Annotated in this window: 23 protein-coding genes and 1 pseudogene; 14 read left to right on the top strand and 10 right to left on the bottom strand. The window is 50.5% G+C overall.

The window, feature by feature from the left end; translation table 11 throughout:
* Positions 1-6: 6 nt before the first annotated feature.
* The 6 genes from mhpC to A9180_RS05895 all read left to right on the top strand — a co-directional run bounded on the left by mhpC (position 7) and on the right by A9180_RS05895 (position 5,708).
* On the top strand, positions 7-873 hold the full coding sequence (gene mhpC / locus A9180_RS05870) for a 2-hydroxy-6-oxonona-2,4-dienedioate hydrolase (RefSeq protein ID WP_064527035.1): 867 nt from the start codon (positions 7-9) through the stop codon (positions 871-873).
* 9 nt (positions 874-882) lie between these two features.
* Entirely contained in the window at positions 883-1,692 is an 810-nt protein-coding gene (mhpD, locus tag A9180_RS05875) for a 2-keto-4-pentenoate hydratase (RefSeq protein WP_064527037.1), read from the top strand.
* Positions 1,689-2,639 (top strand): acetaldehyde dehydrogenase, encoded by a 951-nt coding sequence (mhpF, locus tag A9180_RS05880; protein ID WP_064527039.1) that lies wholly within the window; start codon positions 1,689-1,691, stop codon positions 2,637-2,639. Before mhpD ends, mhpF begins: the two co-directional genes overlap by 4 nt.
* A complete protein-coding gene (gene mhpE / locus A9180_RS05885) occupies positions 2,636-3,649 on the top strand; it encodes a 4-hydroxy-2-oxovalerate aldolase (RefSeq protein ID WP_064527041.1) in 1,014 nt (337 codons plus the stop codon). Before mhpF ends, mhpE begins: the two co-directional genes overlap by 4 nt.
* A 206-nt stretch (positions 3,650-3,855) precedes the next feature.
* Positions 3,856-5,067 (top strand): 3-(3-hydroxy-phenyl)propionate transporter MhpT, encoded by a 1,212-nt coding sequence (mhpT, locus tag A9180_RS05890; protein ID WP_064527044.1) that lies wholly within the window; start codon positions 3,856-3,858, stop codon positions 5,065-5,067.
* 101 nt (positions 5,068-5,168) lie between these two features.
* The gene (locus tag A9180_RS05895) at positions 5,169-5,708 is read left to right on the top strand and encodes a DUF2058 domain-containing protein (RefSeq protein WP_064527047.1); all 540 of its coding nucleotides are present in this window, start codon (positions 5,169-5,171) and stop codon (positions 5,706-5,708) included.
* A gap of 88 nt (positions 5,709-5,796) precedes the next feature.
* Here A9180_RS05895 and A9180_RS22615 read toward each other — a convergent pair.
* The 7 genes and pseudogenes from A9180_RS22615 to A9180_RS05925 all read right to left on the bottom strand — a co-directional run.
* Positions 5,797-5,988, bottom strand: a pseudogene (locus A9180_RS22615) (alpha/beta hydrolase-fold protein); the annotation flags it as partial.
* Positions 5,989-6,057: 69 nt separating this feature from the next.
* Positions 6,058-7,167 carry an S-(hydroxymethyl)glutathione dehydrogenase gene (gene frmA / locus A9180_RS05900; RefSeq protein ID WP_064527049.1) on the bottom strand — a complete coding sequence of 370 codons (1,110 nt, stop codon included), beginning with the start codon at positions 7,165-7,167 and terminating at the stop codon, positions 6,058-6,060.
* A 34-nt stretch (positions 7,168-7,201) separates the two neighbouring features.
* Positions 7,202-7,477 (bottom strand): formaldehyde-responsive transcriptional repressor FrmR, encoded by a 276-nt coding sequence (gene frmR, locus A9180_RS05905; protein ID WP_001141271.1) that lies wholly within the window; start codon positions 7,475-7,477, stop codon positions 7,202-7,204.
* Between the two features lie 202 nt (positions 7,478-7,679).
* On the bottom strand, positions 7,680-8,453 hold the full coding sequence (locus A9180_RS05910; protein ID WP_064527051.1) for a YaiO family outer membrane beta-barrel protein: 774 nt from the start codon (positions 8,451-8,453) through the stop codon (positions 7,680-7,682).
* Position 8,454: 1 nt separating this feature from the next.
* A complete protein-coding gene (locus A9180_RS05915) occupies positions 8,455-9,048 on the bottom strand; it encodes an acetyltransferase (protein WP_225221455.1) in 594 nt (197 codons plus the stop codon).
* Positions 9,014-10,210 (bottom strand): glycosyltransferase, encoded by a 1,197-nt coding sequence (locus tag A9180_RS05920; RefSeq protein WP_064527053.1) that lies wholly within the window; start codon positions 10,208-10,210, stop codon positions 9,014-9,016. Before A9180_RS05920 ends, A9180_RS05915 begins: the two co-directional genes overlap by 35 nt.
* A gap of 9 nt (positions 10,211-10,219) precedes the next feature.
* On the bottom strand, positions 10,220-10,891 hold the full coding sequence (locus A9180_RS05925; RefSeq protein ID WP_064527055.1) for a PIG-L deacetylase family protein: 672 nt from the start codon (positions 10,889-10,891) through the stop codon (positions 10,220-10,222).
* 607 nt (positions 10,892-11,498) lie between these two features.
* Between A9180_RS05925 and tauA the strand changes: the two genes are divergently transcribed.
* Genes tauA through tauD form a run of 4 tightly spaced genes read left to right on the top strand, consistent with a single transcriptional unit; the run spans position 11,499 to position 14,913 of the window.
* A complete protein-coding gene (gene tauA, locus A9180_RS05930) occupies positions 11,499-12,461 on the top strand; it encodes a taurine ABC transporter substrate-binding protein (RefSeq protein WP_064527057.1) in 963 nt (320 codons plus the stop codon).
* A gap of 12 nt (positions 12,462-12,473) precedes the next feature.
* Positions 12,474-13,241 (top strand): taurine ABC transporter ATP-binding subunit, encoded by a 768-nt coding sequence (gene tauB, locus A9180_RS05935; RefSeq protein WP_064527059.1) that lies wholly within the window; start codon positions 12,474-12,476, stop codon positions 13,239-13,241.
* The gene (tauC, locus tag A9180_RS05940; RefSeq protein WP_064527061.1) at positions 13,238-14,065 is read left to right on the top strand and encodes a taurine ABC transporter permease TauC; all 828 of its coding nucleotides are present in this window, start codon (positions 13,238-13,240) and stop codon (positions 14,063-14,065) included. The genes tauB and tauC overlap by 4 nt, the downstream gene beginning before the upstream one ends.
* On the top strand, positions 14,062-14,913 hold the full coding sequence (gene tauD / locus A9180_RS05945; RefSeq protein ID WP_064527063.1) for a taurine dioxygenase: 852 nt from the start codon (positions 14,062-14,064) through the stop codon (positions 14,911-14,913). Before tauC ends, tauD begins: the two co-directional genes overlap by 4 nt.
* A gap of 40 nt (positions 14,914-14,953) precedes the next feature.
* Here tauD and hemB read toward each other — a convergent pair whose 3' ends face one another.
* Complete coding sequence (gene hemB / locus A9180_RS05950; protein ID WP_001295337.1) at positions 14,954-15,928, bottom strand: porphobilinogen synthase; 975 nt, start codon at positions 15,926-15,928, stop codon at positions 14,954-14,956.
* 524 nt (positions 15,929-16,452) lie between these two features.
* Here hemB and A9180_RS05955 point away from each other — a divergent pair.
* Together A9180_RS05955 and iprA are read left to right on the top strand one after the other, a co-directional pair.
* Complete coding sequence (locus tag A9180_RS05955) at positions 16,453-19,380, top strand: autotransporter outer membrane beta-barrel domain-containing protein (RefSeq protein ID WP_064527065.1); 2,928 nt, start codon at positions 16,453-16,455, stop codon at positions 19,378-19,380.
* Positions 19,381-19,467: 87 nt separating this feature from the next.
* A complete protein-coding gene (iprA, locus tag A9180_RS05960) occupies positions 19,468-20,091 on the top strand; it encodes a hydrogen peroxide resistance inhibitor IprA (protein ID WP_064527067.1) in 624 nt (207 codons plus the stop codon).
* Here the strand turns inward: iprA and ampH are convergent, their stop codons facing one another.
* Positions 20,092-21,249, bottom strand: coding sequence for a D-alanyl-D-alanine-carboxypeptidase/endopeptidase AmpH (gene ampH / locus A9180_RS05965; RefSeq protein WP_064527069.1), 1,158 nt, complete (start codon positions 21,247-21,249; stop codon positions 20,092-20,094).
* Between the two features lie 351 nt (positions 21,250-21,600).
* On the opposite strand from ampH, the gene sbmA reads away from it, so the two are divergent.
* Together sbmA and yaiW are read left to right on the top strand one after the other, a co-directional pair.
* Complete coding sequence (gene sbmA / locus A9180_RS05975) at positions 21,601-22,821, top strand: peptide antibiotic transporter SbmA (protein WP_064527073.1); 1,221 nt, start codon at positions 21,601-21,603, stop codon at positions 22,819-22,821.
* Positions 22,822-22,833: 12 nt separating this feature from the next.
* Entirely contained in the window at positions 22,834-23,928 is a 1,095-nt protein-coding gene (yaiW, locus tag A9180_RS05980; protein WP_064527075.1) for a surface-exposed outer membrane lipoprotein YaiW, read from the top strand.
* A 52-nt stretch (positions 23,929-23,980) separates the two neighbouring features.
* Here yaiW and A9180_RS05985 read toward each other — a convergent pair whose 3' ends face one another.
* Positions 23,981-24,289: a YaiY family protein gene (locus A9180_RS05985; RefSeq protein ID WP_064527077.1), complete on the bottom strand. Its 309-nt coding sequence runs from the start codon at positions 24,287-24,289 to the stop codon at positions 23,981-23,983.
* Positions 24,290-24,369 lie beyond the last annotated feature (80 nt).

The following is a 24,369-nucleotide window of genomic DNA, read 5'->3' on the forward strand; positions in this document are numbered from 1 at the left end:
AAGATGATGAGTTATCAGCCACAAACCGAAGCCGCCACCAGCCGTTTTCTGAATGTAGAAGAAGCGGGTAAAACGCTGCGCATCCATTTTAATGACTGCGGGCAAGGCGACGAAACCGTTGTCCTGCTGCACGGTTCCGGCCCGGGAGCCACGGGCTGGGCGAACTTCAGCCGCAATATCGATCCGCTGGTAGAGGCGGGCTATCGGGTGATCCTGCTGGATTGTCCGGGCTGGGGTAAGAGCGATTCGATCGTTAACAGTGGTTCACGATCGGATCTTAATGCGCGCATCCTTAAAAGCGTGGTGGATCAACTGGATATCGCCAAAATTCACCTACTGGGCAACTCGATGGGCGGCCACAGTTCTGTGGCGTTCACCCTTAACTGGCCGGAGCGTGTTGGCAAACTGGTGCTGATGGGCGGCGGTACGGGGGGCATGAGTTTGTTTACGCCGATGCCAACCGAAGGCATTAAGCGACTAAATCAGCTCTACCGCCAGCCTACTATCGAAAATCTGAAGCTGATGATGGATATCTTCGTTTTCGATACCAGCGATTTGACCGACGCCCTGTTTGAAGCGCGCCTGAATAATATGCTGTCGTGCCGCGATCACCTGGAAAACTTCGTTAAGAGCCTGGAAGCCAATCCGAAACAGTTCCCGGATTTTGGTCCACGTCTGGCGGAAATCAAAGCACAGACTCTGATTGTTTGGGGACGCAACGACCGCTTTGTGCCGATGGATGCGGGTCTACGTCTGCTTTCTGGCATCGCCGGTTCTGAACTGCATATCTTCCGCGACTGTGGTCACTGGGCGCAGTGGGAACATGCAGATGCTTTCAACCAACTGGTGCTGAATTTCCTCGCACGTCCTTAAGGAGCGGTCATGACGAAGCAGACTCTTGAGCAACTGGCGGCGGATTTACGCCGCGCCGCAGAGCAGGGCGAAGCGATTGCGCCTCTGCGCGATCTGATTGGTATTGAAAACGCTAAAGCCGCCTACGCGATTCAGCGCATCAATGTGCGACATGACGTCGCGCAGGGGCGGCGAGTGGTGGGGCGCAAAGTGGGACTGACGCATCCGAAAGTGCAACAACAACTGGGCGTTGATCAACCGGATTTTGGGACGTTATTTGCCGACATGTGTTATGGCGATAATGAAACCATTCCTTTTTCGCGCGTCCTGCAACCCCGCATTGAAGCGGAGATCGCACTGGTTTTAAACCGCGATTTGCCCGCGACCGATACCACGTTTAACGAACTGTATAACGCCATTGAATGGGTACTTCCGGCGCTGGAAGTGGTGGGCAGCCGTATTCGCGACTGGTCGATTCAGTTTGTCGATACGGTGGCAGATAACGCCTCCTGCGGGGTGTATGTCATCGGCGGTCCGGCGCAACGTCTGGCGGGGGTAGACCTGAAAAACTGCGCCATGAAGATGACGCGTAATAACGAAGAAGTTTCCAGCGGGCGCGGCAGCGAATGTCTGGGGCATCCGCTTAACGCCGCCGTCTGGCTGGCACGCAAAATGGCTAGCCTGGGTGAACCGCTACGCGCCGGAGATATCATTCTTACCGGGGCATTAGGTCCGATGGTGGCAGTAAATGCGGGCGATCGTTTTGAAGCCCATATCGAAGGCATAGGTTCAGTTGCCGCGACATTTTCAAGCGCAGCGACAAAAGGAAGTCAGTCATGAGTAAGCGTAAAGTTGCCATTATCGGTTCTGGCAATATTGGCACCGATCTGATGATTAAAGTTTTGCGTCATGGTCAGCATCTGGAGATGGCGGTAATGGTCGGCATTGACCCACAGTCCGACGGGCTGGCGCGTGCCAGACGCATGGGCGTCGCCACCACCCATGAAGGGGTAATCGGACTGATGAACATGCCTGAATTTGCTGATATCGACATTGTATTTGATGCCACCAGCGCGGGCGCGCATGTGAAAAACGATGCCGCTCTGCGTGAAGCGAAACCAGATATTCGCCTAATTGACCTGACGCCTGCTGCCATCGGCCCTTATTGCGTGCCGGTGGTTAACCTCGATGCGAATGTCGAACAACTGAACGTTAACATGGTCACCTGCGGTGGCCAGGCCACCATTCCGATGGTGGCGGCAGTTTCACGCGTGGCACGTGTTCATTACGCTGAAATTATCGCTTCTATTGCCAGTAAATCTGCCGGACCCGGCACGCGTGCCAATATCGATGAATTTACTGAAACCACTTCGCGAGCCATTGAAGTGGTGGGCGGTGCGGCAAAAGGGAAGGCGATTATCGTGCTTAACCCAGCAGAGCCACCGTTGATGATGCGCGACACGGTGTATGTACTGAGCGACGAAGCTTCACAAGATGATATCGAAGCTTCGATCAATGAAATGGCTGAGGCGGTGCAGGCTTACGTACCAGGTTATCGCCTGAAACAGCGCGTGCAGTTTGAAGTCATCCCGCAGGATAAACCGGTTAATTTACCGGGCGTGGGTCAGTTCTCCGGGCTGAAAACGGCGGTCTGGCTGGAAGTCGAAGGCGCAGCGCATTATCTGCCTGCCTATGCGGGCAACCTCGACATTATGACTTCCAGTGCGCTGGCGACAGCGGAAAAAATGGCCCAGTCACTGGCGCGCAAGGCAGGAGAAGCGGCATGAACGGTAAAAAACTTTATATTTCGGACGTCACGTTGCGTGACGGTATGCATGCCATTCGTCATCAGTATTCGCTGGAAAACGTCCGCCAGATTGCCAAAGCACTGGACGATGCCCGCGTGGATTCGATTGAAGTGGCCCATGGCGACGGTTTGCAGGGTTCCAGCTTTAACTATGGTTTCGGCGCACATAGCGACCTTGAATGGATTGAAGCGGCGGCGGATGTGGTGACGCACGCCAAAATCGCGACGTTGCTGCTGCCAGGAATCGGCACTATTCACGATCTGAAAAATGCTTATCAGGCTGGCGCGCGGGTGGTTCGTGTGGCAACGCACTGTACCGAAGCTGATGTTTCCGCCCAGCATATTCAATACGCCCGCGAGCTCGGAATGGACACCGTTGGCTTTTTGATGATGAGTCACATGACCACGCCGGAAAATCTCGCGCAGCAGGCAAAGCTGATGGAAGGCTACGGCGCGACCTGTATTTATGTGGTGGATTCTGGTGGTGCGATGAACATGAGCGATATCCGTGACCGTTTCCGCGCCCTGAAAGCAGTGCTGAAACCGGAAACGCAAACCGGCATGCACGCTCACCATAATTTGAGTCTTGGCGTGGCGAACTCTATCGCGGCGGTGGAAGAGGGCTGTGACCGAATCGACGCCAGCCTCGCGGGAATGGGCGCGGGCGCAGGTAACGCGCCGCTGGAAGTGTTTATTGCTGCCGCGGATAAACTGGGCTGGCAGCACGGGACCGATCTCTATGCGTTAATGGATGCCGCTGACGACCTGGTGCGTCCGTTGCAGGATCGTCCGGTACGGGTCGATCGCGAAACGCTGGCGTTGGGATACGCTGGCGTTTACTCCAGCTTCCTGCGTCACTGTGAAACGGCGGCGGCGCGTTATGGCTTAAGCGCGGTGGATATTCTCGTTGAGCTGGGCAAACGCCGGATGGTTGGTGGCCAGGAGGATATGATTGTCGACGTGGCACTGGATCTGCGTAACAACAAATAATTCTGACTGCTGACAAATGCCTGCCCATCGTAGGCCTGATAAGACGCGTTAGCGTCGCATCAGGCAAAGGTGCTCAGGTGTCGGATGCGGCATAAACGCCTTATCCGGCCTACATTTCGCCTGTAGGCAGTCGTTAAATGGTTCTGATTACGCGGTTGGCAATGTATCAGCCGCGATTCACCTGTACTCGCAACGAGGTTCATCTTATGTCGACTCGTACCCCTTCATCATCTTCATCTCGCCTGATGCTGACCATCGGGCTTTGTTTTTTGGTCGCTCTGATGGAAGGACTGGATCTTCAGGCGGCTGGCATTGCAGCGGGTGGTATCGCCCAGGCTTTCGCACTCGATAAAATGCAAATGGGCTGGATATTCAGCGCTGGAATCCTCGGGTTGCTACCCGGCGCGCTGGTTGGCGGAATGCTGGCGGACCGTTATGGTCGTAAGCGTATTTTGATTAGCTCAGTTGCGCTGTTTGGTTTGTTCTCGCTGGCAACGGCTATTGCCTGGGATTTCCCATCGCTGGTATTTGCGCGGCTGATGACCGGTGTCGGGCTGGGGGCCGCGTTGCCGAATCTTATCGCCCTGACGTCTGAAGCGGCGGGGCCACGTTTTCGCGGGACGGCAGTGAGCCTGATGTATTGCGGAGTTCCCATTGGCGCGGCGCTGGCGGCAACGCTGGGTTTTGCAGGGGCAAACTTAGCCTGGCAAACGGTGTTCTGGGTAGGCGGTGTGGTGCCGTTGATTTTAGTACCGCTGTTAATGCGTTGGCTGCCGGAGTCGGCGGTTTTCGCTGGTGAAAAACAGGCCGCGCCACCGCTGCGTGCGTTATTTGCGCCAGCCACGGCCACCGCGACGCTGCTGCTGTGGTTGTGTTATTTCTTCACTCTGCTGGTGGTCTACATGTTGATCAACTGGCTGCCGATGCTTTTGGTGGAGCAAGGATTCCAGCCATCGCAGGCGGCAGGGGTGATGTTTGCACTGCAAATGGGGGCGGCAAGCGGAACGTTAATTTTGGGCGCGTTGATGGATAAGCTGCGACCAATGGCCATGTCGTTACTGATTTATAGCGGCATGTTAGCTTCGCTGCTGGCGCTGGGAACGGTGTCGTCATTTAACGGTATGTTGCTGGCGGGATTCGTCGCGGGGTTGTTTGCAACAGGCGGGCAAAGCGTTTTGTATGCACTGGCACCGTTGTTTTACAGCTCGCAGATCCGCGCAACAGGTGTGGGAACAGCCGTGGCGGTAGGGCGTCTTGGTGCCATGAGCGGTCCGTTGCTGGCCGGGAAAATGCTGGCATTAGGCACTGGCACGGTTGGCGTAATGGCCGCTTCTGCGCCGGGTATTCTTGTTGCTGGGTTAGCGGTGTTTGTTTTGATGAGTCGGAAATCCCGAATGCAGCCGTGCACCGATGCCTGACGCGCCTTATTAAGCAGGGGGGAAAGGGACTTGCCCCCAATACACCTACGGCGTTTACAGGTATACTCGCTAAAAATTATTCAGCGGGTTTGGAAACAAAGATGGCAAAACTTACCTTACAAGAGCAGTTGCTCAAAGCAGGATTAGTCACCAGCAAAAAAGCGGCGAAGGTCGAGAGAACGGCGAAAAAATCGCGCGTTCAGGCACGTGAAGCTCGGGCGGCGGTAGAAGAAAATAAAAAGGCACAGCTTGAGCGCGATAAACAACTTAGCGAGCAACAAAAACAAGCGGCGTTAGCGAAAGAATATAAAGCTCAGGTGAAGCAGCTCATTGAAATGAACCGTATCACTATTGCTAATGGCGATATCGGTTTTAACTTCACTGACGGTAATCTGATTAAGAAAATCTTTGTCGATAAACTCACGCAAACGCAGTTGATTAATGGCCGCCTGGCGATTGCCCGCTTGCTGGTCGATAACAACGGTGAAGGTGAGTACGCCATTATTCCGGCAAGCGTTGCTGATAAAATTGCCCAGCGTGATGCCAGCTGTATTGTGTTGCATAGTGCACTCAGCGCCGAAGAGCAGGATGAAGACGATCCGTATGCCGACTTCAAAGTGCCTGATGATTTGATGTGGTAAACATAGTGCACTGATGCCTGATGCGACGCTTTGCGCGTCTTATCATGCCTACGGTTTATGGGCGAAATGTAGGACGGATAAGGTGTTTGCGCCGCATCCCCGATTTGGTAATGAAATTCTGCTCGTTGCAGGTCAGGCCCGAAAGCCAGTACAGCACCGGCAATTTTTCACTCGCGGCTTTTGGTGGGAGATAGACGCCGACATTCATTTCACAATTAAGTGATTGGGAGTAATGCCGATACACATTTTGCCAGCCGCCAAAGCTGGCATTTTTTTTCAATGAGTTACATCAGCTATTATCTCATGGTTAATTCCCCGGACGGCTGCCCGGGGTAAAACCAGCGGGAAATTAGTAACGAATTACAGTTCGAATGGATTTGCCTTCATGCATCAGATCAAAGGCGTCATTAATTTCATCAAGGGTCATGGTATGCGTCACAAACGGTTCCAGGTCGATATCACCTTTCATCGCATCTTCAACCATACCCGGTAACTGGGAACGACCTTTCACGCCACCAAACGCAGAACCTTTCCATACACGTCCGGTGACCAGCTGGAAGGGACGCGTTGAGATTTCCTGACCGGCGCCAGCCACCCCAATGATCACCGATTGCCCCCAGCCGCGGTGCGCACTTTCCAGCGCCGCACGCATCACGTTGACGTTACCGATGCACTCAAAGGTATGGTCGATACCCCATTTGTTGATATCCAGCAGGACATCTTTAATCGGTTTGTCGTGGTCATTCGGATTAATGCAGTCGGTGGCACCGAAGCGACGCGCCAGATCGAATTTCTTCGGATTGGTATCGATAGCGATAATTCGTCCTGCTTGCGCCTGACGAGCGCCCTGAACCACCGCCAGACCAATTGCGCCAAGACCAAACACAGCAACAGAATCACCTGGCTGGACTTTAGCGGTGTTATGCACCGCGCCGATGCCAGTGGTTACGCCACAGCCCAGCAGGCAGACGTGTTCATGGTTTGCTTCTGGATTAATTTTTGCCAGAGACACTTCCGCGACCACGGTGTATTCACTGAATGTAGAACAGCCCATGTAGTGATAAAGGGGCTGCCCGTTGTAAGAAAAACGGGTGGTACCATCTGGCATCAGCCCTTTGCCCTGAGTTTCGCGAACCGCGACACAGAGGTTGGTTTTGCCAGAGCGACAGAACTCACACTCGCCGCACTCTGCGGTGTAAAGCGGGATCACATGGTCACCAGGTTTCACGCTGGTTACGCCTTCACCAACTTCAACCACAATGCCAGCCCCTTCGTGACCGAGAACCACCGGGAATACACCTTCCGGGTCATCGCCGGAGAGGGTAAATGCGTCGGTATGGCAAACGCCGGTATGGGTGACTTTAATCAGCACTTCACCTTTTTTCGGTGGTGCAACGTCAATTTCAACGATTTCCAGTGGTTTACCAGGAGCAAATGCAACGGCAGCACGTGATTTCATATCTCGCTTTTCCTCAATATGGTAATAGATTCAGCTATTTAAGATAGGCTCGAACCAGTTCAATAGTGTCGTCAACGGATTGGCTGACTTCGCGGCTGTAGCAGTCATTTCGGTCAAACGTTTCCCGGATATGGCTTTCAAGAACTTCTGCCATCAGCCCGTTAGCCGCGCCCCGAACGGCGGCTATCTGTTGGAGTATGGCACGGCATTCGGCATCCCCCTCCAGCGACCGTTCCAGAGCATCAATCTGCCCCCGAATACGACGAACTCGAGTAAGGACCTTTTTCTTCTCTTCCGGAGTACTGGGCATTTCGCACCTCATCATCTGCACGCAATATACTATAGGGGGGTATGCTATGTGTCAATGCATACCCCCCTATAGTATATAACACTAGAGAATAAAATTTATCCGATGAATGTGGGGGGATATCTGGAGGAAACGAAGAGGGAAGAAGAGTGTTTGGGCGCTAATCACATGGGATTGCCGCCCGGATAGCAGGCGGCGGAAAGAATCAGAATTTCCAGGTCAGATTAGCAGCGAATTGCAGGCCGTTATAATCATCGGTTGGCGTGTCGTACCATACTTTACCGACAGTCACTCCCAGATTAAGCTGCTCTGTCAAAGGCTGGATACGTTGTAAACTGACGCTCTTCATGCTGCCGTGACGCGTCTCTGGCGACCAGTCGTAGGTGTAAGCTCCCGTCCCACGACTAAGCCAAAGTTGAGTATAACCGCCGCCGCGTGGGTCATTCAGACGTACGGAAATCATATTGCTGTAACTGCCGCCCGCATCGCTGGAGTCATAATGGGTATAGCGATAGCTGGTGATCACCGGGCCAGTGTAGAGCGATACGCCGCCTTGCCAGGCATCGACTTCAACATCATCGTAATATTTGGTGTAGCGATAACCGGTCGTGAACAGCGTTTTTGGCAGCAGGGCCAGGTTAATATCCTGACGAAAATCCTGGCGAGCAAAAACCGGAGTATTATCGGCAAAGGCAATCCCTGTGCGGGTTGTCAGCCAGTTATTCCATTTGTACCAGACAGCGCCCTGACCACGAGTGGCATTGAATCGTTCAGTCTCATAATCACGGCGCCCCTGGGAAAGATTAAAAAGCAGCGTTGCGTTTTCAACTTTCGCCACCAGTTCAGCATACGCTAAATTACGGTTGCCATGGTCGCCAGAATAATCGGTAAAATCGTAGCCTGCGGTAATAGAAGTCAACCCGGCATAAGCGGGCAATGCGCTAAAGATTGCCGCCGCTAATAACGTCCGTTTTATCATTTTAATCTCCTGTACGGATAAGCTCTTGCCGGAGTGAATAATTTCCGGTAGGTAAATTACGTTCTACAATCACGCGCGGGCCAAGTTGCGTGTTCGGTGAAATAATTCGCCCAGGTAAAATAATTACCTGCACGCCAAGACGTGAACGCTGACCAATATAACAACCTAATTTATCGCAGCCGGTAGCGATAATACCCTCTGGGGTGCGAACAGATACTGGCTGTTCATCCAGTCGATGGTTACTGGTACGCACTTGTGCGCCCAAATATGCCTGGCTTGCAACAACGGAATCGGCAATAAAACATTGCGGTCCAATCATCGCTTCCATTTCAATAACCGCATTTTTTATTTCAGTGGCAAAACCAATTTTTACGCCATTGCTGATTACCGTGCCGGGGCGAATAAACGCATAATTACCTATCAGGCAGTTTGCGCCAATCACGACCGGTCCTTGAATAACCGCACCGTGACAAATACGGGTATTGGCGCCGATAACAACTTCACCGGCGCTTTCATCAATAATCACCTGGTCTGCTATCTGAATATTTTTCTCTTTAATATTAAGCTTCAGATAGCTTTTCAGTTCCTGCGACAGATGGTTGGGAATAAGCGGTTGGCGCTTCCACCAGTGCGGAATAACGGGTGGGTTTGTCACGCTGAGGCTCGCGTCCAGTAACAAAGGCAATAAGTCCATAAATAATCCAGATGGCATAAGCTAATAATACATACACAACGGAAAGTGGTGCTAAAGGCACCAACAACCAGCAACGATGAAACCAGGCGCTAAAAGCACCAATAACACAAACTACGCCGACCCAGATAAGCGGAAACATTGCCAACACTACGCCATGTGGCCCGGTGGTGATTAATTCATTAAACCAGGTGGTCAGATAAATCCCAACGCCATAGAGCACGACCAACAGCATGGGGAAAATACTGAATATACCGAAGCGGCTAAATAAAAGCTTTTTATGCAGACGCATACAGACTGCGTAGCCCACAATCCAGCGCCGCCAGCGACGCCACTCCTCACGCGGGCTGTTGCATTCCTGTGGGTATACGATGCAGCGATTCGCCTGCCGAATACGGTAGCCGTTCGCCACCAATGTCCAGGTGAGATCAAGGTCTTCGACTTTAGTCCGATCAGAGAAACCGAACTTACGCAATACATCTGTACGGAACATCCCACAGGCACCGCTGATAATAAACGGTGCGCCGCCCAGGAGCTGCTGTAGCGTGCGCTTCATAACAATCATCGGCAACTTTACGGTCGCGCGGATATGCGGTAACAGGCCTGCGCCTTTCAACGCAGTAGAGGGAATGCCGCCTACTGCATCAGCACCGCGCTCAATTTCTGCCAGCATATAGCCCATTCCGTCTTGATCGGGCGGAACATAGGTGTCGGCATCACTTAAAAAAACCTGGTCGCAGGTGGCGTAATTGAGGCCATTCATCAGCGCACCACCTTTACCGGTATTTTTTTGCGTGACGGCAATAAAGCGGTCGCCCCATTTGCGTTTGACTTCTGCCATGACCGCTTCGGTATTGTCCGTGGAGCCGTCGTTAACGCAAATTACCCGGCAAAAATAAGGGTTACGCAGCAGATTATCCAGTGACTGCGCCAGACACGGGCCTTCGTTATAAGCAGGTATAATAGCGTCAATACAGCCTTTCTTTTGGCTGGGCTTGCGTCTTAGCGTACTTAAAAACCATAGCAACATTGCTACGGCCATAAATATAAAGATCCAGGTTTTCATTTAATCTGCTCAAAGAATCATTTTATGAATAACAAAGCCTTCACCCAGATCGCTATTGACCTGTTGTCCGCGAAATTGTGCAACAGCACGCAGACGCTCCGGGCGCATATAATCTCGCTGGCTCTGACTTTGATGTTTTTTTAACGCAGTCAGTTTAAGAGAAAAATATTTTTCTTCCACGGATTCAAAAACCTGAGGCATAAATGAAAGCCAGGTGCTTGGCGTTTCATAGCCGAGAATTTGTGGAATAGAACGGCAGGCAACCATTGAAGCCTGATAGACGGCAAGATGATCCTGATGACGGTCGGCATCATGCATGGTGTATACACGAGTGATTTCTATATCAGAGGGAATTTCATTTTTAATAATGTTTTCCAGGGCAGAAATCATATCATTGAGCTGTAAATGAGCGCGGGTGTCAGCAAAATTAAGATGAATAGTTTGTTGGCACCCTAATATCTTTAGGGCGTTGCGTGATTCTTCGTGGCGATCGATTATTCCATCTACGCCAGAATTGCCGGTAGTCATCACCACAGCAGCAATATAAATTCCTTTTTGCGCAAGGCGAGCTAGCGATGCGCCACAGCCTAATTCTATATCGTCAGGATGTGCGCCAATAGCAAGGATACCCTTTCTTTTATTTTCCGAAGAAAGGATGGCTGAGTCTAAAACCTTATCCACTTAATGACACTCCATTTTAATTATTATACTACAAGCGCAGCGATACGCACAGAGACGTAATCTCTGGCGCAGTAAGATGCTAATTTTATAAGTGTTAAATATTGCTAATAACTGAAAGGCAAGGGACTTTCAGACACGGGAATACGACTGGGTGATTTTTTATGTAGTTCATATGTTAAGTGTTTGTGTGTTTGGTTTGTATAGTTATATTGTTTTATATATTGTATTTAAATGTGATTTAGTTTGTCAATTAATTGCATTTAAAAAATATGTTCTGAACACAAACATTGTATATATATGCTATGTGAATATATTATGAGGTTGATTGAGAATGATACAGTGATATATGTAATTCGAATATAATAATTTCATTGTATGTATTGCTATTAATGAAATAATAAGCCTCATAATCTGCTTGTTTATGCGTTGATAAAGTGAAGTGCAGTAATTTACTGAGTTGTTAGAGTGGGGTAATTGCATATTTAATCTTTCCTTTGCTGTTTTTTTGCTAAGAATGAAATCATCTTTGCCATAACGACTAATTCTTTTATCAAATGGCTTTGTCCGCGAATACTGCACCTATAACAAGACAGGGGAGCAGACAATCATGGCAATTTCATCGCGTAACACACTTCTTGTCGCACTGGCATTCATCGCTTTTCAGGCGCAGGCGGTGAACGTCACCGTTGCGTATCAAACCTCCGCCGAACCAGCGAAGGTGGCTCAGGCTGATAACACCTTTGCCAAAGAGAGCGGGGCGACGGTGGACTGGCGTAAGTTTGACAGCGGGGCCAGTATCGTTCGGGCATTGGCTTCGGGTGATGTGCAAATTGGAAATCTTGGCTCCAGCCCATTAGCGGTGGCAGCCAGCCAACAGGTGCCAATTGAAGTCTTTTTGCTGGCGTCAAAACTGGGCAACTCCGAGGCGTTGGTGGTGAAGAAAGCCATCAGTAAACCGGATGACTTGATTGGTAAACGTATTGCCGTGCCGTTTATCTCCACCACGCACTACAGCCTGCTGGCTGCGCTGAAACACTGGGGTATTAAACCTGGACAAGTGGAGATTGTGAACCTGCAACCGCCCGCGATTATCGCCGCCTGGCAACGGGGAGATATTGATGGTGCTTACGTCTGGGCACCGGCGGTTAACGCCCTGGAAAAAGACGGCAAGGTGCTGACCGATTCTGAACAGGTAGGGCAGTGGGGCGCACCGACGCTGGATGTCTGGGTAGTACGTAAAGATTTTGCCGAGAAACATCCTGAGGTAGTGAAAGCATTCGCTAAAAGCGCCATCGCTGCCCAGCAACCGTACATTGCTAACCCTGATGCGTGGCTGAAACAGCCGGAAAACATCAGCAAACTGGCGCGCTTAAGCGGTGTACCGGAAGGTGACGTACCGGGGCTGGTGAAGGGAAACACCTATCTGACGCCGCAGCAGCAAACAGCAGAACTGACCGGACCGGTGAACAAAGCGATCATCGATACCGCCCAGTTTTTGAAAGATCAGGGCAAAGTCCCCGCCGTGGCGAATGATTACAGCCAGTACGTTACCTCTCGCTTCGTGCAATAAAAGGAGAAGTGGATGCTGCAAATCTCTCATCTTTACGCCGATTATGGCGGCAAACCGGTGCTGGAAGATATCAACCTGACGCTGGAAAGCAGCGAGCTGCTGGTAGTGCTGGGACCGTCAGGCTGCGGTAAAACCTCCTTGCTGAATTTGATTGCCGGTTTTGTGCCTTACCAGCACGGGAGCATTCAACTGGCGGGCAAACGCATTCAGGGACCGGGGGCAGAACGTGGCGTGGTTTTTCAGAATGAAGGATTGCTACCGTGGCGCAATGTGCAGGACAACGTGACGTTCGGTCTGCAACTGGCGGGGATGGAGAAAATGCAGCGTCTGGAAATCGCTCGCCAGATGCTGAAAAAAGTGGGTCTGGAAGGCGCAGAAAAACGCTTCATCTGGCAGCTTTCTGGTGGCCAACGTCAGCGGGTGGGGATTGCCCGCGCGCTGGCGGCAAATCCTCAACTGTTATTACTCGATGAGCCGTTTGGCGCGCTGGACGCCTTTACCCGCGATCAGATGCAAACCTTGTTGCTGAAACTCTGGCAGGAGACTGGCAAGCAGGTATTGTTGATTACTCACGATATAGAGGAAGCGGTGTTTATGGCGACCGAACTGGTTCTGCTTTCGCCTGGGCCGGGGCGTGTGCTGGAGCGTCTGCCGCTCGACTTCGCTCACCGCTTTGTTGCGGGAGAATCGAGTCGCAGCATCAAGTCCGATCCACAGTTTATTGCCATGCGCGAATATGTTTTAAGCCGCGTATTTGAGCAACGGGAGGCGTTCTCATGAGCGTGCTCATTAACGAAAAACTGCATTCGCGTCGGTTGAAATGGCGCTGGCCGCTCTCGCGGCAAGTGACCTTAAGCGTTGGCACGTTAGCGGTTTTACTCACCGTATGGTGGACGGTGGCGGCGCTGCAACTGATTAGCCCGCTGTTTTTGCCACCGCCGCAACAGGTACTGGAAAAACTGCTCACCATTGCCGGACCGCAAGGATTTATGGACGCCACGCTGTGGCAGCATCTGGCCGCCAGCCTGACACGTATTATGCTGGCGTTACTTGCGGCGGTGTTGATCGGTATTCCTGTCGGGATCGCGATGGGACTTAGCCCAACGGTGCGCGGCATTCTGGATCCGATAATCGAGCTTTATCGTCCCGTGCCGCCGCTGGCCTATTTGCCGCTGATGGTGATCTGGTTTGGTATTGGCGAAACCTCGAAAATCTTACTGATCTATTTAGCGATTTTTGCACCGGTGGCGATGTCGGCGTTGGCGGGGGTGAAAAGCGCGCAGCAGGTTCGCGTTCGTGCAGCGCAGTCGCTGGGGGCCAGCCGTGCGCAGGTGCTGTGGTTTGTCATTTTGCCTGGTGCGCTGCCGGAAATCCTCACCGGATTACGCATTGGTCTGGGGGTAGGCTGGTCTACGCTGGTGGCGGCGGAGCTGATTGCCGCGACGCGAGGCTTAGGTTTTATGGTTCAGTCTGCGGGGGAGTTTCTCGCGACTGATGTGGTGCTGGCGGGGATCGTGGTGATTGCGATTATCGCCTTTCTTTTAGAACTGGGTCTGCGCGCGTTACAGCGCCGCCTGACGCCCTGGCATGGAGAAGTACAATGAGTGAACGTCTGAGCATTACCCCGCTGGGGCCGTATATTGGCGCACAAATTTCGGGTGCCGACCTGACGCGCCCGTTAAGCGATAATCAGTTTGAACAGCTTTACCATGCGGTGCTTCGCCATCAGGTGGTGTTTGTGCGTGAACAGGCGATTACGCCACAGCAGCAACGTGCGCTGGCCCAGCGTTTTGGCGAACTGCATATTCATCCTGTTTATCCTCATGCCGAAGGGGTTGACGAGATCATTGTACTGGACACCCATAACGATAATCCGCCGGATAACGACAACTGGCACACCGATGTGACATTTATTGAGACGCCGCCCGCAGGGGCGATTCTGGCAGCGAAAGAGTTGCCATCGACCGGTGGCGATACGCTCTGGACCAGTGGTATCGCGGCATATGAGGCGCTTTCTGTTCCTTTCCGTCAGCTTTTGAGCGGACTGCGTGCGGAGCATGATTTCCGTAAATCGTTCCCGGAATACAAGTACCGCAAAACCGAAGAGGAACATCAACGTTGGCGCGAGGCGGTTGCGAAAAATCCGCCATTGTTGCATCCAGTGGTGCGTACTCATCCGGTGAGCGGCAAACAGGCTCTGTTTGTTAATGAAGGCTTTACCACGCGAATTGTTGATGTTAGCGAGAAAGAGAGCGAAGCCTTGTTAGGCTTTTTATTCGCCCATATCACCAAGCCGGAGTTTCAGGTGCGCTGGCGCTGGCAGCCAAATGATATTGCGATTTGGGATAACCGCGTGACTCAGCACTATGCGAATGCGAATTACCTGCCACAGCGGCGGATAATGCATCGGGCGACGATCCTCGGGGATAAACCGTTTTATCGGGCGGGATAAAGGGGAAGTGCCGGGTAGGGATTACCCGGCATAATGATCATTAACGCAGAATCTTCTTCTCGGCCAGATCCAGCGCAAAGTAGCTGAAAATCAGATCCGCACCCGCACGCTTAATTGAACCTAAGCTTTCGAGCACCACTTTCTCTTCATCTATAGCACCTGCCAGCGCGGCGAATTTAATCATCGCATACTCGCCACTCACCTGATACGCGCCAATCGGCAATTCAGTACGTTCACGCAGCTCTCGCACGATGTCGAGGTATGCTCCGGCTGGTTTAACCATCAGGCAGTCTGCGCCCTGGGCTTCATCCAGCAGTGACTCACGAATCGCCTCGCGACGGTTCATTGGGTTCATCTGATAGCTTTTACGGTCGCCTTTTAATGCACTTCCGGCAGCTTCACGGAACGGACCATAAAAGGAGGAGGCGAATTTGGTTGAATACGACATGATCGCCGTATCTTTAAAGCCTGCAGCATCCAGCGCCTGGCGAATTGCCTGCACCTGACCGTCCATTGCAGCGGAAGGGGCGATGAAGTCTGCACCGGCGGCAGCGGCAACCACCGCTTGTTTGCCTAAATTTTCGAGGGTTGCGTCGTTGTCGACGCCATGCTCGCACAGCACGCCGCAGTGACCGTGAGACGTGTATTCACAGAAGCAGGTGTCTGACATAACGATCATTTCAGGCACAGTCTGCTTGCAGATGCGCGACATACGCGCCACCAGGCCATCTTCCCGCCAGGCATCGCTGCCGGTTTCATCGGTATGGTGAGAGATGCCGAAAGTCATTACCGAACGAATACCGGCATTGGCGATGCGTTCAATTTCGCGTGCCAGATGTTTCTCTGGAATGCGCATCACGCCGGGCATGGCTTCAACGGCTTTGTAGTCGTCAATTTCTTCTTCAACAAAGATCGGCAACACCAGGTCGTTAAGGCTAAGTGTTGTCTCTTCAAACATTGCGCGCAGCGCAGGAGATTTGCGCAGGCGACGAGGGCGTTGGATTAAGTCTGTCATGGTCTGCCTGATGTTTGTGGAATTGAGGCGCACAGTATACCTGATGCTGGGCGGGAGTGTTTTACGAAAGTTGTCGTGATGTTGACAAGAAGAGAATGAAAGAGAAGCCAGGACATCTTTTTAATAGAAACAGCAATAAATTTATATTCACTGAAAATATTTTTAATTTTTATTTATAGTTCTCGGTTATTGTTTTTGCTGATTTGGTTTGGCTGTCAAAAATTGAATGAATTAAAGTTCATTGTTTATTGATACATTATTTATCTGATTTGTTGGTTTGATATTTTCATAGGCTATGTTTCAAAATTAATGCTTTCATTAACGTGTTGAAATGCTGTGTTTTGTCAATTTATTCTTTGCGTGCGTGGATGTTTTTTCTATATGTCCACATTCGGACTTAGGGGAAAGAATAATTGAACCATTCATCTGTAACGCCGCATAATCGTAAACGCGAAACATAATATGTTTTCTATGCATTGATAATTGATGGATCAACTTATTACGTCCCTGAGGAGGGATGACAAATGCACTCCTGGAAAAAGAAACTTGTAGTATCACAATTAGCATTGGCTTGCACTCTGGCTATCACCTCTCAGGCTAATGCAACTACTTATGATACCTGGACTTATTACGACAATCCAACTACTGCTCTGGATTGGCGCAATATGGACCAACCGAATACTGTTGATGGTAACTATGTAGATTATAATGGCTTTGTTTACTACAACAACACCAATGGTGATTTCGACCAGTCATTTAACGGTGACACTGTAAACGGCACGATTTCTACCTACTACCTGAATCATGATTATGCCTCTGGTACAACCAACCAGGTAGATATCACTAATTCTGTGATTCATGGTTCAATCACCTCCATGCAGCCCCGTGGCTACTTCACTTATGACAAAGATACAGGTGAATATAGCGATGGTTATAGGTTCGTTCAGTCTGGTGATGCTGTTATTGATCAGAACTGGTATGACGGTGATGTATTTACGCTGAACATCGCTAACTCAACCATTGATGATGACTATGAAGCTCTTTACTTCACTGACACATATCTTGATGGTGATAAATCTAAGTCAACCAATGAAACGTTCTATACCGCTTTGGGTGTTGCAGTAAATCTTGATGTTGAAAGCAATATCAATATTACCAACAACTCCCGTGTAGCGGGTATTGCTCTGTCTGAAGGCAATACTAGCAACACGACTTATACTAGCGAATATCATCAGTGGGACAACAACATTAATGTGTCTAACTCCACTGTAACTTCAGGATCACAGACTCCGCTTGAAGAAAGTAATGGCTTCTTCGGTAAATCTGCTGAACCAAGTGATTACGCTGGTAATGGTGGCGCAAATGACGTAGCTCTGTCGTTCTCTGACAATGCTGGCTCAAATTATTCCATGAAAAACAATGTATACTTTGACCATTCAACCCTGTTGGGTGATGTCGAGTTTACAAGCCACTGGAATAATGACGGTGTCTTCTTCTATTCCACTGGTCATGACAGCAACGGCGACGGTGTCCTTGATACCAACGGCGGTTGGGTAGATGATGCTCAGAACGTTGATGAACTGAACATTACCCTGGACAACGGTAGTAAGTGGGTTGGTTCAGCAAACATGAGTGCTGAAGTAATTGCTCCGGCAGATATGTATGATGTCGCGCCGAATAGCCTGACTCCTGGTGCCACCATTGAAGCTAACGATTGGGGCCGTATCATTGACAACAAAGTATTCCAGAGCGGCGTATTTAACGTAGCACTGAACAATGGTTCAGAATGGAATACTGTTAATAGCTCAGTAATTGATACATTAGCCGTAAATAACGGCTCTCAGGTAAATGTTACTGATTCCTCTCTGGTGTCAGATACCATTGGCTTAACCAACGGTTCTTCCATGAACATTGGGGAAGATGGTTTGGTAGCTACAGACCACCTGACTGTTGATAGCTACAGTACCGTTAATTTAACCGAATCTACTGGCTGGAATAACTATTCTAACCTGTATGCCAATACCATCACCGTAACTAACGGTGGTGTACTGGATGTGAACGTTGATCAGTTTGATACTGAAGCATTCCGTACTGACAAACTGGAACTGACTAGCGGCAACATCGCTGACCACAACGGCAACGTAGTTTCTGGTGTGTTCGATATCAACAGTAGCGATTATGTTCTGAACGCTGACCTGGTGAACGACCGTACCTGGGACACTGCTCAGGCTAACTACGGCTATGGTATTGTTGCTATGAACTCTGATGGTCACCTGACTATCAATGGTAACGGTGACGTAGATAACGGTACTGAACTGGATAACAGCTCTGTAGACAACGTTGTTGCGGCAACCGGTAACTACAAAGTTCGTATCGACAACGCAACTGGCGCTGGCGCAATCGCTGATTACAAAGATAAAGAAATTATCTATGTAAACGACGTCAACACCAACGCTACCTTCTCTGCTGCTAACAAAGCTGACCTGGGTGCATACACCTACGAAGCTCGTCAGGAAGGTAACACTGTTGTTCTGCATCAGACCGAGCTGACTGACTACGCTAACATGGCGTTGAGCATCCCGTCTGCAAACACCAATATCTGGAACCTGGAACAAGACACCGTTGGTACTCGTTTGACCAACTCTCGTCATGGCCTGGCTGATAACGGCGGCGCATGGGTAAGCTACTTCGGTGGTAATTTCAACGGCAACAACGGTACCATTGACTACGATCAGGATGTTAACGGCATCATGGTCGGTGTTGATACCAAAATTGATGGTAACAACGCTAAGTGGATCGTCGGTGCAGCTGCAGGCTTCGGTAAAGGCGACATGAATGACCGTTCTGGTCAGGTGGATCAAGACAGTCAGTCTGCTTACATCTACTCTTCTGCTCGCTTCGCAAACAACATCTTTGTTGATGGTAGCTTGAGCTACTCTCACTTCAACAACGATCTGTCTGCAACCATGAGCAACGGTACTTACGTTGACGGTAGCACCAACTCTGACGCGTGGGGCTTCGGTTTGAAAGCCGGTTACGACTTCAAACTGGGTGATGCTGGTTACGTAACTCCTTACGGCAGCATTTCTGGTCTGTTCCAGTCTGGTGATGACTACCAGTTGAGCAACGACATGAAAGTTGACGGTCAGTCTTACGACAGCATGCGTTATGAACTGGGTGTAGATGCTGGTTATACCTTCACTTACAGCGAAGACCAGGCTCTGACTCCGTACTTCAAACTGGCTTACGTCTACGACGACTCTAACAACGATAACGATGTGAACGGCGATTCCATCGATAACGGTACTGAAGGGTCTGCAGTACGTGTTGGTCTGGGTACTCAGTTCAGCTTCACCAAGAACTTCAGCGCTTATACCGATGCTAGCTATCTCGGTGGTGGTGACGTAGATCAAGATTGGTCCGCGAACGTGGGTGTTAAATATACCTGGTAATATTCTTCACTCTGAAGAAATACTGGTAATTTAATCTAAATAATGCCCGTCAAGGATTTGACGGGCATTACTGCAAAGGACGCGCAAATGTTATCTGTAGTTAAACCTCTTCAGGAATTTGGTAAGCTCGATAAATGTTTGTCCAGATACGGCACGCGCTTCGAGTTTAATAATGAAAAGCAAGTTATATTTTCAAGTGATGTCAACAGCGAAGATACTTTCGTTATTTTAGAAGGCATTATCTCTCTGCGTAGAGAGGAAAACGTACTTATCGGCATTACCCAGGCACCTTTTATTATGGGACTGGCTGATGGTTTAATGAAAAACGATATACCATACAAATTAATATCAGAAGGAAATTGTACGGGATATCATCTGCCAGCTAAACAAACCATTACACTTATTGAACAAAATCAACTCTGGCGAGACGCTTTTTACTGGTTAGCCTGGCAAAATAGAATTCTGGAATTACGCGATGTGCAGCTTATTGGGCATAATTCCTACGAGCAAATCCGTGCGACGCTATTATCAATGATTGACTGGAATGATGAATTACGCTCACGCATTGGTGTAATGAATTATATCCATCAACGTACACGCATATCACGCTCCGTGGTGGCAGAAGTTCTTGCGGCTTTACGCAAGGGCGGCTATATCGAAATGAATAAAGGCAAACTGGTCGCTATCAACCGTTTGCCTTCAGAGTATTAATCAGGAAGCGGGAATGACCAGCGGTTTATTCCCGCTCAGTTCAGTCACCAAATCATTGATGCCATCGCTCATATTTTTAAACCGTGTTAATGGTGAACGGGTAACGACCACAAACGCACCGATATTTTTTTGCGGGATCATTGCCATATAGGTAATGAAACCACCGCCACCACCGGTCTTCTGAATAATACCCGGACGTCCATCCTTCGGTGCCATATACACCCAGCCTAAACCGAGAGCATCCGCTCTGCCTGGCACATCCATGCCAATCACTTTCGTAAACTGTGCACGCTGATAAATCAGCGTCTGCATGCGATCCGCCTGGTTACTACGCTGATAAAAATCAGAAGACAAATATTGCTGCATCCAGCGCATCATATCGCCTGGTGTGGAATAAACGCCGCCGCTGCCAATGGCCGCCAGCGTATTGTTACACGGACTGGCGCCGCGCTCGGCAACCATCAAACGGCGGCACTGGTCCGGTGATGGTGTGTAGGTAGTGTCTTTCATCCCCAGCGGACGGGTAATCTGCTCTTCAAACAACTGGGTATAAGGCTTGCCGGACGCATTCGCCAGCGCATCCGCCAGCAGGTCAAACGCAAGGTTGGAGTACGCAGCCTGGCTGCCTGGCGCGGCTTTTAGCTTCGCCGTTGAAAGGTATTTCCAGCGTTGCTCGCGCGTCGGCCAGACAAACACCGGACGATTTGCCGCGCCGCCGGGCTGTTCACGGGGCAGGGCGCTGGTATGGGTAGCCAGATTCACCAGCGTAATGGGCTTTCCATTGTAAGTCGGTACTCGTGTGCCTGGTGGAGCATATTTACTCAGTGGATCGTTTAACTTCACTGTCCCCTGGTCCAGCAATTTCACCAGCATCTCACTGGTCATCAACTTGGTGAGCGAAGCAATACGTACTACCGAATCCAACTGCGGGCGAACGTTATTACCAGGGCGAGTTTCGCCATAACTGCGAAAGACACGCTGATTGCCGTCGATAACGACCAGCGCCATCCCGGTGGCACCGCTGCCGTAAAAAATATGGTCGGCATAGCGATCAACAATATCAGAGGCGAATTCAGGTTCGGCGATAGGTTGCGCCGCGTGGACAGAGGTCAATGACGCCGCACACAGCACGGCAGAAAAAAGCAGACTACGTTTCAACGGTGGTGTCCATAAATTAAATGAAGGTAACTGAGCGTATTTATACTACTCGTTGATGGATTGCAAAGCGCAAATTAGTGCAATAATAGTGTTAAAAACGTAACGGCGCGTAAACACGATCTTTTTCCTGCTCACCAATGTCTGCATTTGTGATCCTGTACGTGTTAATACGCTTATGTAAACAATCTTTTGTTTGTGAAATCCGTCGAAACAATTCTTCCAGCCAGGAGGACGAACTAAGCGCCCCGCGGTTGGTCACAGTGGACGGTTTCATTTGGCTGACTCTTTGAAGCGGCCATACGGTTAATACACAGCAGTTGCCAAAACGATAAGAACCTAGCAGGAGTGCATATGTTTAAGTCTTTTTTCCCAAAACCGGGAGCCTTTTTTCTCTCGGCCTTTGTTTGGGCATTGATTGCCGTAATCTTCTGGCAAGCCGGAGGAGGTGACTGGGTTGCCCGCATCATCGGGGCTTCTGGGCAGATCCCGATTAGCGCCGCCCGTTTCTGGTCGTTAGATTTCCTGGTTTTTTACGCTTATTACATTGTTTGCGTAGGACTTTTTGCGCTGTTCTGGTTTATCTACAGCCCGCATCGTTGGCAATACTGGTCAATACTCGGCACTGCGCTAATTATCTTCGTTACCTGGTTTCTGGTGGAAGTCGGTGTGGCTGTCAACGCCTGGTATGCACCGTTTTATGACCTGATTCAAACCGCGCTCAGTTCGCCGCATAAAGTGACCATCGAACAGTTTTATCGCGAAGTGGGTGTCTTTCTGGGGATTGCGCTGATTGCGGTGGTTATCAGTGTGCTGAACAACTTCTTTGTCAGCCACTACGTGTTCCGCTGGCGTACGGCAATGAACGAATACTACATGGCGAACTGGCAGCAACTGCGCCATATCGAAGGGGCCGCGCAGCGTGTGCAGGAAGACACCATGCGTTTTGCCTCAACGCTTGAGAATATGGGCGTCAGCTTTATTAACGCCATCATGACGCTGATCGCCTTCTTGCCGGTGCTGGTGACGCTCTCCGCGCACGTGCCAGAGTTGCCGGTTGTTGGGCATATTCCGTATGGTTTGGTGATTGCCGCGATTGTCTGGTCGTTGATGGGGACCGGATTACTGGCGGTAGTGGGGATCAAACTGCCGGGGCTTGAGTTTAAAAACCAGCGAGTAGAAGCCGCCTACCGTAAAGAGTTAGTCTACGGTGAAGACGACGCCACGCGTGCAACACCGCCAACGGTGCGTGAGTTGTTCAGCGCGGTACGGAAGAACTATTTCCGCCTCTATTTTCACTATATGTATTTCAATATCGCCCGCATTCTCTACCTGCAGGTCGATAACGTTTTCGGTTTGTTCTTGCTGTTTCCGTCGATTGTTGCCGGTACGATTACGCTCGGCCTGATGACCCAAATCACCAACGTTTTTGGGCAGGTTCGCGGCGCTTTCCAGTATCTGATTAACTCATGGACCACGCTGGTCGAGTTGATGTCGATCTACAAACGTCTGCGCAGCTTTGAACATGAACTGGATAATGACAAAATTCAGGAGGTAACCCATACATTGAGCTAAAAAGGAGAGGTAATGTCGCGAGTCAATCATCTGTCTTCGCTTTCATTGTTGGCGGTTCTGGTTTTAGCGGGGTGTAGCAGTCAGGCGCCACAGCCGTTGAAAAAGGGCGAAAAAGCGATAGATGTTGCGAGCGTGGTGCGGCAGAAGTTACCCGCCAGCGTAAAAGACCGCGATGCCTGGGCGAAAGATCTTGCCACCACTTTTGAAAGTCAGGGGCTGGCACCGACAATGGAAAATGTCTGCTCGGTGCTGGCGGTGGCGCAGCAGGAGTCAAATTATCAGGCGGATCCGGTCGTTCCAGGATTAAGTAAAATCGCCTGGCAAGAGATTGACCGCCGCGCCGAACGGATGCACATCCCTGCATTTCTGGTCCATACCGCGCTAAAAATCAAATCGCCAAACGGCAAAAGCTACAGCGAACGGTTAGATTCCGTGCGCACGGAAAAGCAGCTGAGTGCAATTTTTGACGATCTGATCAGCATGGTGCCGATGGGGCAGACGCTGTTTGGTTCGCTTAACCCGGTGCGCACCGGTGGGCCGATGCAGGTCAGCATTGCCTTTGCCGAACAGCATACCAGGGGGTATCCGTGGAAAATGGACGGTACGGTACGTCAGGAAGTCTTCAGTCGTCGCGGCGGATTATGGTTCGGTACTTACCATTTACTCAATTATCCTGCCAGCTATAGCGCGCCGATTTTCCGTTTCGCCGATTTTAATGCCGGTTGGTACGCCAGTCGTAATGCCGCGTTTCAGAATGCGGTCAGCAAAGCCAGTGGCGTGAAGCTGGCGCTGGATGGTGATTTAATTCGTTACGACAGTAAAGAACCCGGGAAAACAGAACTGGCGACGCGTAAGCTGGCGGGCAAACTGGGAATGAGCGACAGCGAAATTCGTCGTCAGCTAGAGAAAGGGGATAGTTTCTCTTTTGAAGAGACGGCGCTGTATAAGAAGGTTTATCAACTCGCCGAAGCGAAAACGGGTAAATCGCTACCGCGTGAGATGTTGCCCGGTATTCAACTAGAAAGCCCGAAAATCACCCGTAACCTTACCACTGCATGGTTTGCGAAGCGCGTCGATGAAAGGCGAGCGCGCTGTATGAAGCAGTGACCAAAAGGTAATCGTAGGCCAGATGTGTACGCCGCATCTGGCAAAATAAATCTTACTGGCGGCGATGTCGCCAGTGCAGCCACACCGCAACCACCGCAAAGATGAAGCAGCCAACCAAAAACGGGATCAGCCCGAAAATGGTGCCTACCCCCAGACCAATTTCTACCCGTGGGCGGCCAGTCTCCTGGACCTGCATTAAACGCTCATAGACACCTGGTGCATGCACCAACAAATTTAGCAATTGCGCCCCAGCCCAAAAGCAAAACAGCACAAACAATGCGTAGGCAATGTTGCCAGGCGTTGAAGAGGCATCGCGATATTTTCCGCTAAACAGCGATTTTGACAGGGTGAAATCAGCCATAAAAACCTCCGGAAGTCATCTGCTTCTCTTCTGGTGTGATACCAGCGGCTTATGGCAAGTCTGACAGGTCATTGAGATTG

Origin of the sequence: Escherichia sp. B1147 (assembly GCF_001660175.1) — a bacterium.
Taxonomy (GTDB): Bacteria; Pseudomonadota; Gammaproteobacteria; order Enterobacterales; family Enterobacteriaceae; genus Escherichia; species Escherichia whittamii.

Bases quoted from the DNA above. Each gene is read 5' to 3' on its own strand.
- tauA (WP_064527057.1), top strand. From the start codon at position 11,499: ATGGCAATTTCATCGCGTAACACACTTCTTGTCGCACTGGCATTCATC.
- tauC (WP_064527061.1), top strand. From the start codon at position 13,238: ATGAGCGTGCTCATTAACGAAAAACTGCATTCGCGTCGGTTGAAATGG.
- A9180_RS05910 (WP_064527051.1), bottom strand. From the start codon at position 8,453: ATGATAAAACGGACGTTATTAGCGGCGGCAATCTTTAGCGCATTGCCC.
- tauD (WP_064527063.1), top strand. From the start codon at position 14,062: ATGAGTGAACGTCTGAGCATTACCCCGCTGGGGCCGTATATTGGCGCA.
- frmR (WP_001141271.1), bottom strand. From the start codon at position 7,477: ATGCCCAGTACTCCGGAAGAGAAGAAAAAGGTCCTTACTCGAGTTCGT.
- mhpD (WP_064527037.1), top strand. From the start codon at position 883: ATGACGAAGCAGACTCTTGAGCAACTGGCGGCGGATTTACGCCGCGCC.
- mhpF (WP_064527039.1), top strand. From the start codon at position 1,689: ATGAGTAAGCGTAAAGTTGCCATTATCGGTTCTGGCAATATTGGCACC.
- yaiW (WP_064527075.1), top strand. From the start codon at position 22,834: ATGTCGCGAGTCAATCATCTGTCTTCGCTTTCATTGTTGGCGGTTCTG.
- iprA (WP_064527067.1), top strand. From the start codon at position 19,468: ATGTTATCTGTAGTTAAACCTCTTCAGGAATTTGGTAAGCTCGATAAA.
- sbmA (WP_064527073.1), top strand. From the start codon at position 21,601: ATGTTTAAGTCTTTTTTCCCAAAACCGGGAGCCTTTTTTCTCTCGGCC.
- mhpE (WP_064527041.1), top strand. From the start codon at position 2,636: ATGAACGGTAAAAAACTTTATATTTCGGACGTCACGTTGCGTGACGGT.
- frmA (WP_064527049.1), bottom strand. From the start codon at position 7,167: ATGAAATCACGTGCTGCCGTTGCATTTGCTCCTGGTAAACCACTGGAA.
- A9180_RS05895 (WP_064527047.1), top strand. From the start codon at position 5,169: ATGGCAAAACTTACCTTACAAGAGCAGTTGCTCAAAGCAGGATTAGTC.
- hemB (WP_001295337.1), bottom strand. From the start codon at position 15,928: ATGACAGACTTAATCCAACGCCCTCGTCGCCTGCGCAAATCTCCTGCG.
- A9180_RS05955 (WP_064527065.1), top strand. From the start codon at position 16,453: ATGCACTCCTGGAAAAAGAAACTTGTAGTATCACAATTAGCATTGGCT.
- mhpC (WP_064527035.1), top strand. From the start codon at position 7: ATGAGTTATCAGCCACAAACCGAAGCCGCCACCAGCCGTTTTCTGAAT.
- A9180_RS05920 (WP_064527053.1), bottom strand. From the start codon at position 10,210: ATGAAAACCTGGATCTTTATATTTATGGCCGTAGCAATGTTGCTATGG.
- tauB (WP_064527059.1), top strand. From the start codon at position 12,474: ATGCTGCAAATCTCTCATCTTTACGCCGATTATGGCGGCAAACCGGTG.
- mhpT (WP_064527044.1), top strand. From the start codon at position 3,856: ATGTCGACTCGTACCCCTTCATCATCTTCATCTCGCCTGATGCTGACC.
- A9180_RS05985 (WP_064527077.1), bottom strand. From the start codon at position 24,289: ATGGCTGATTTCACCCTGTCAAAATCGCTGTTTAGCGGAAAATATCGC.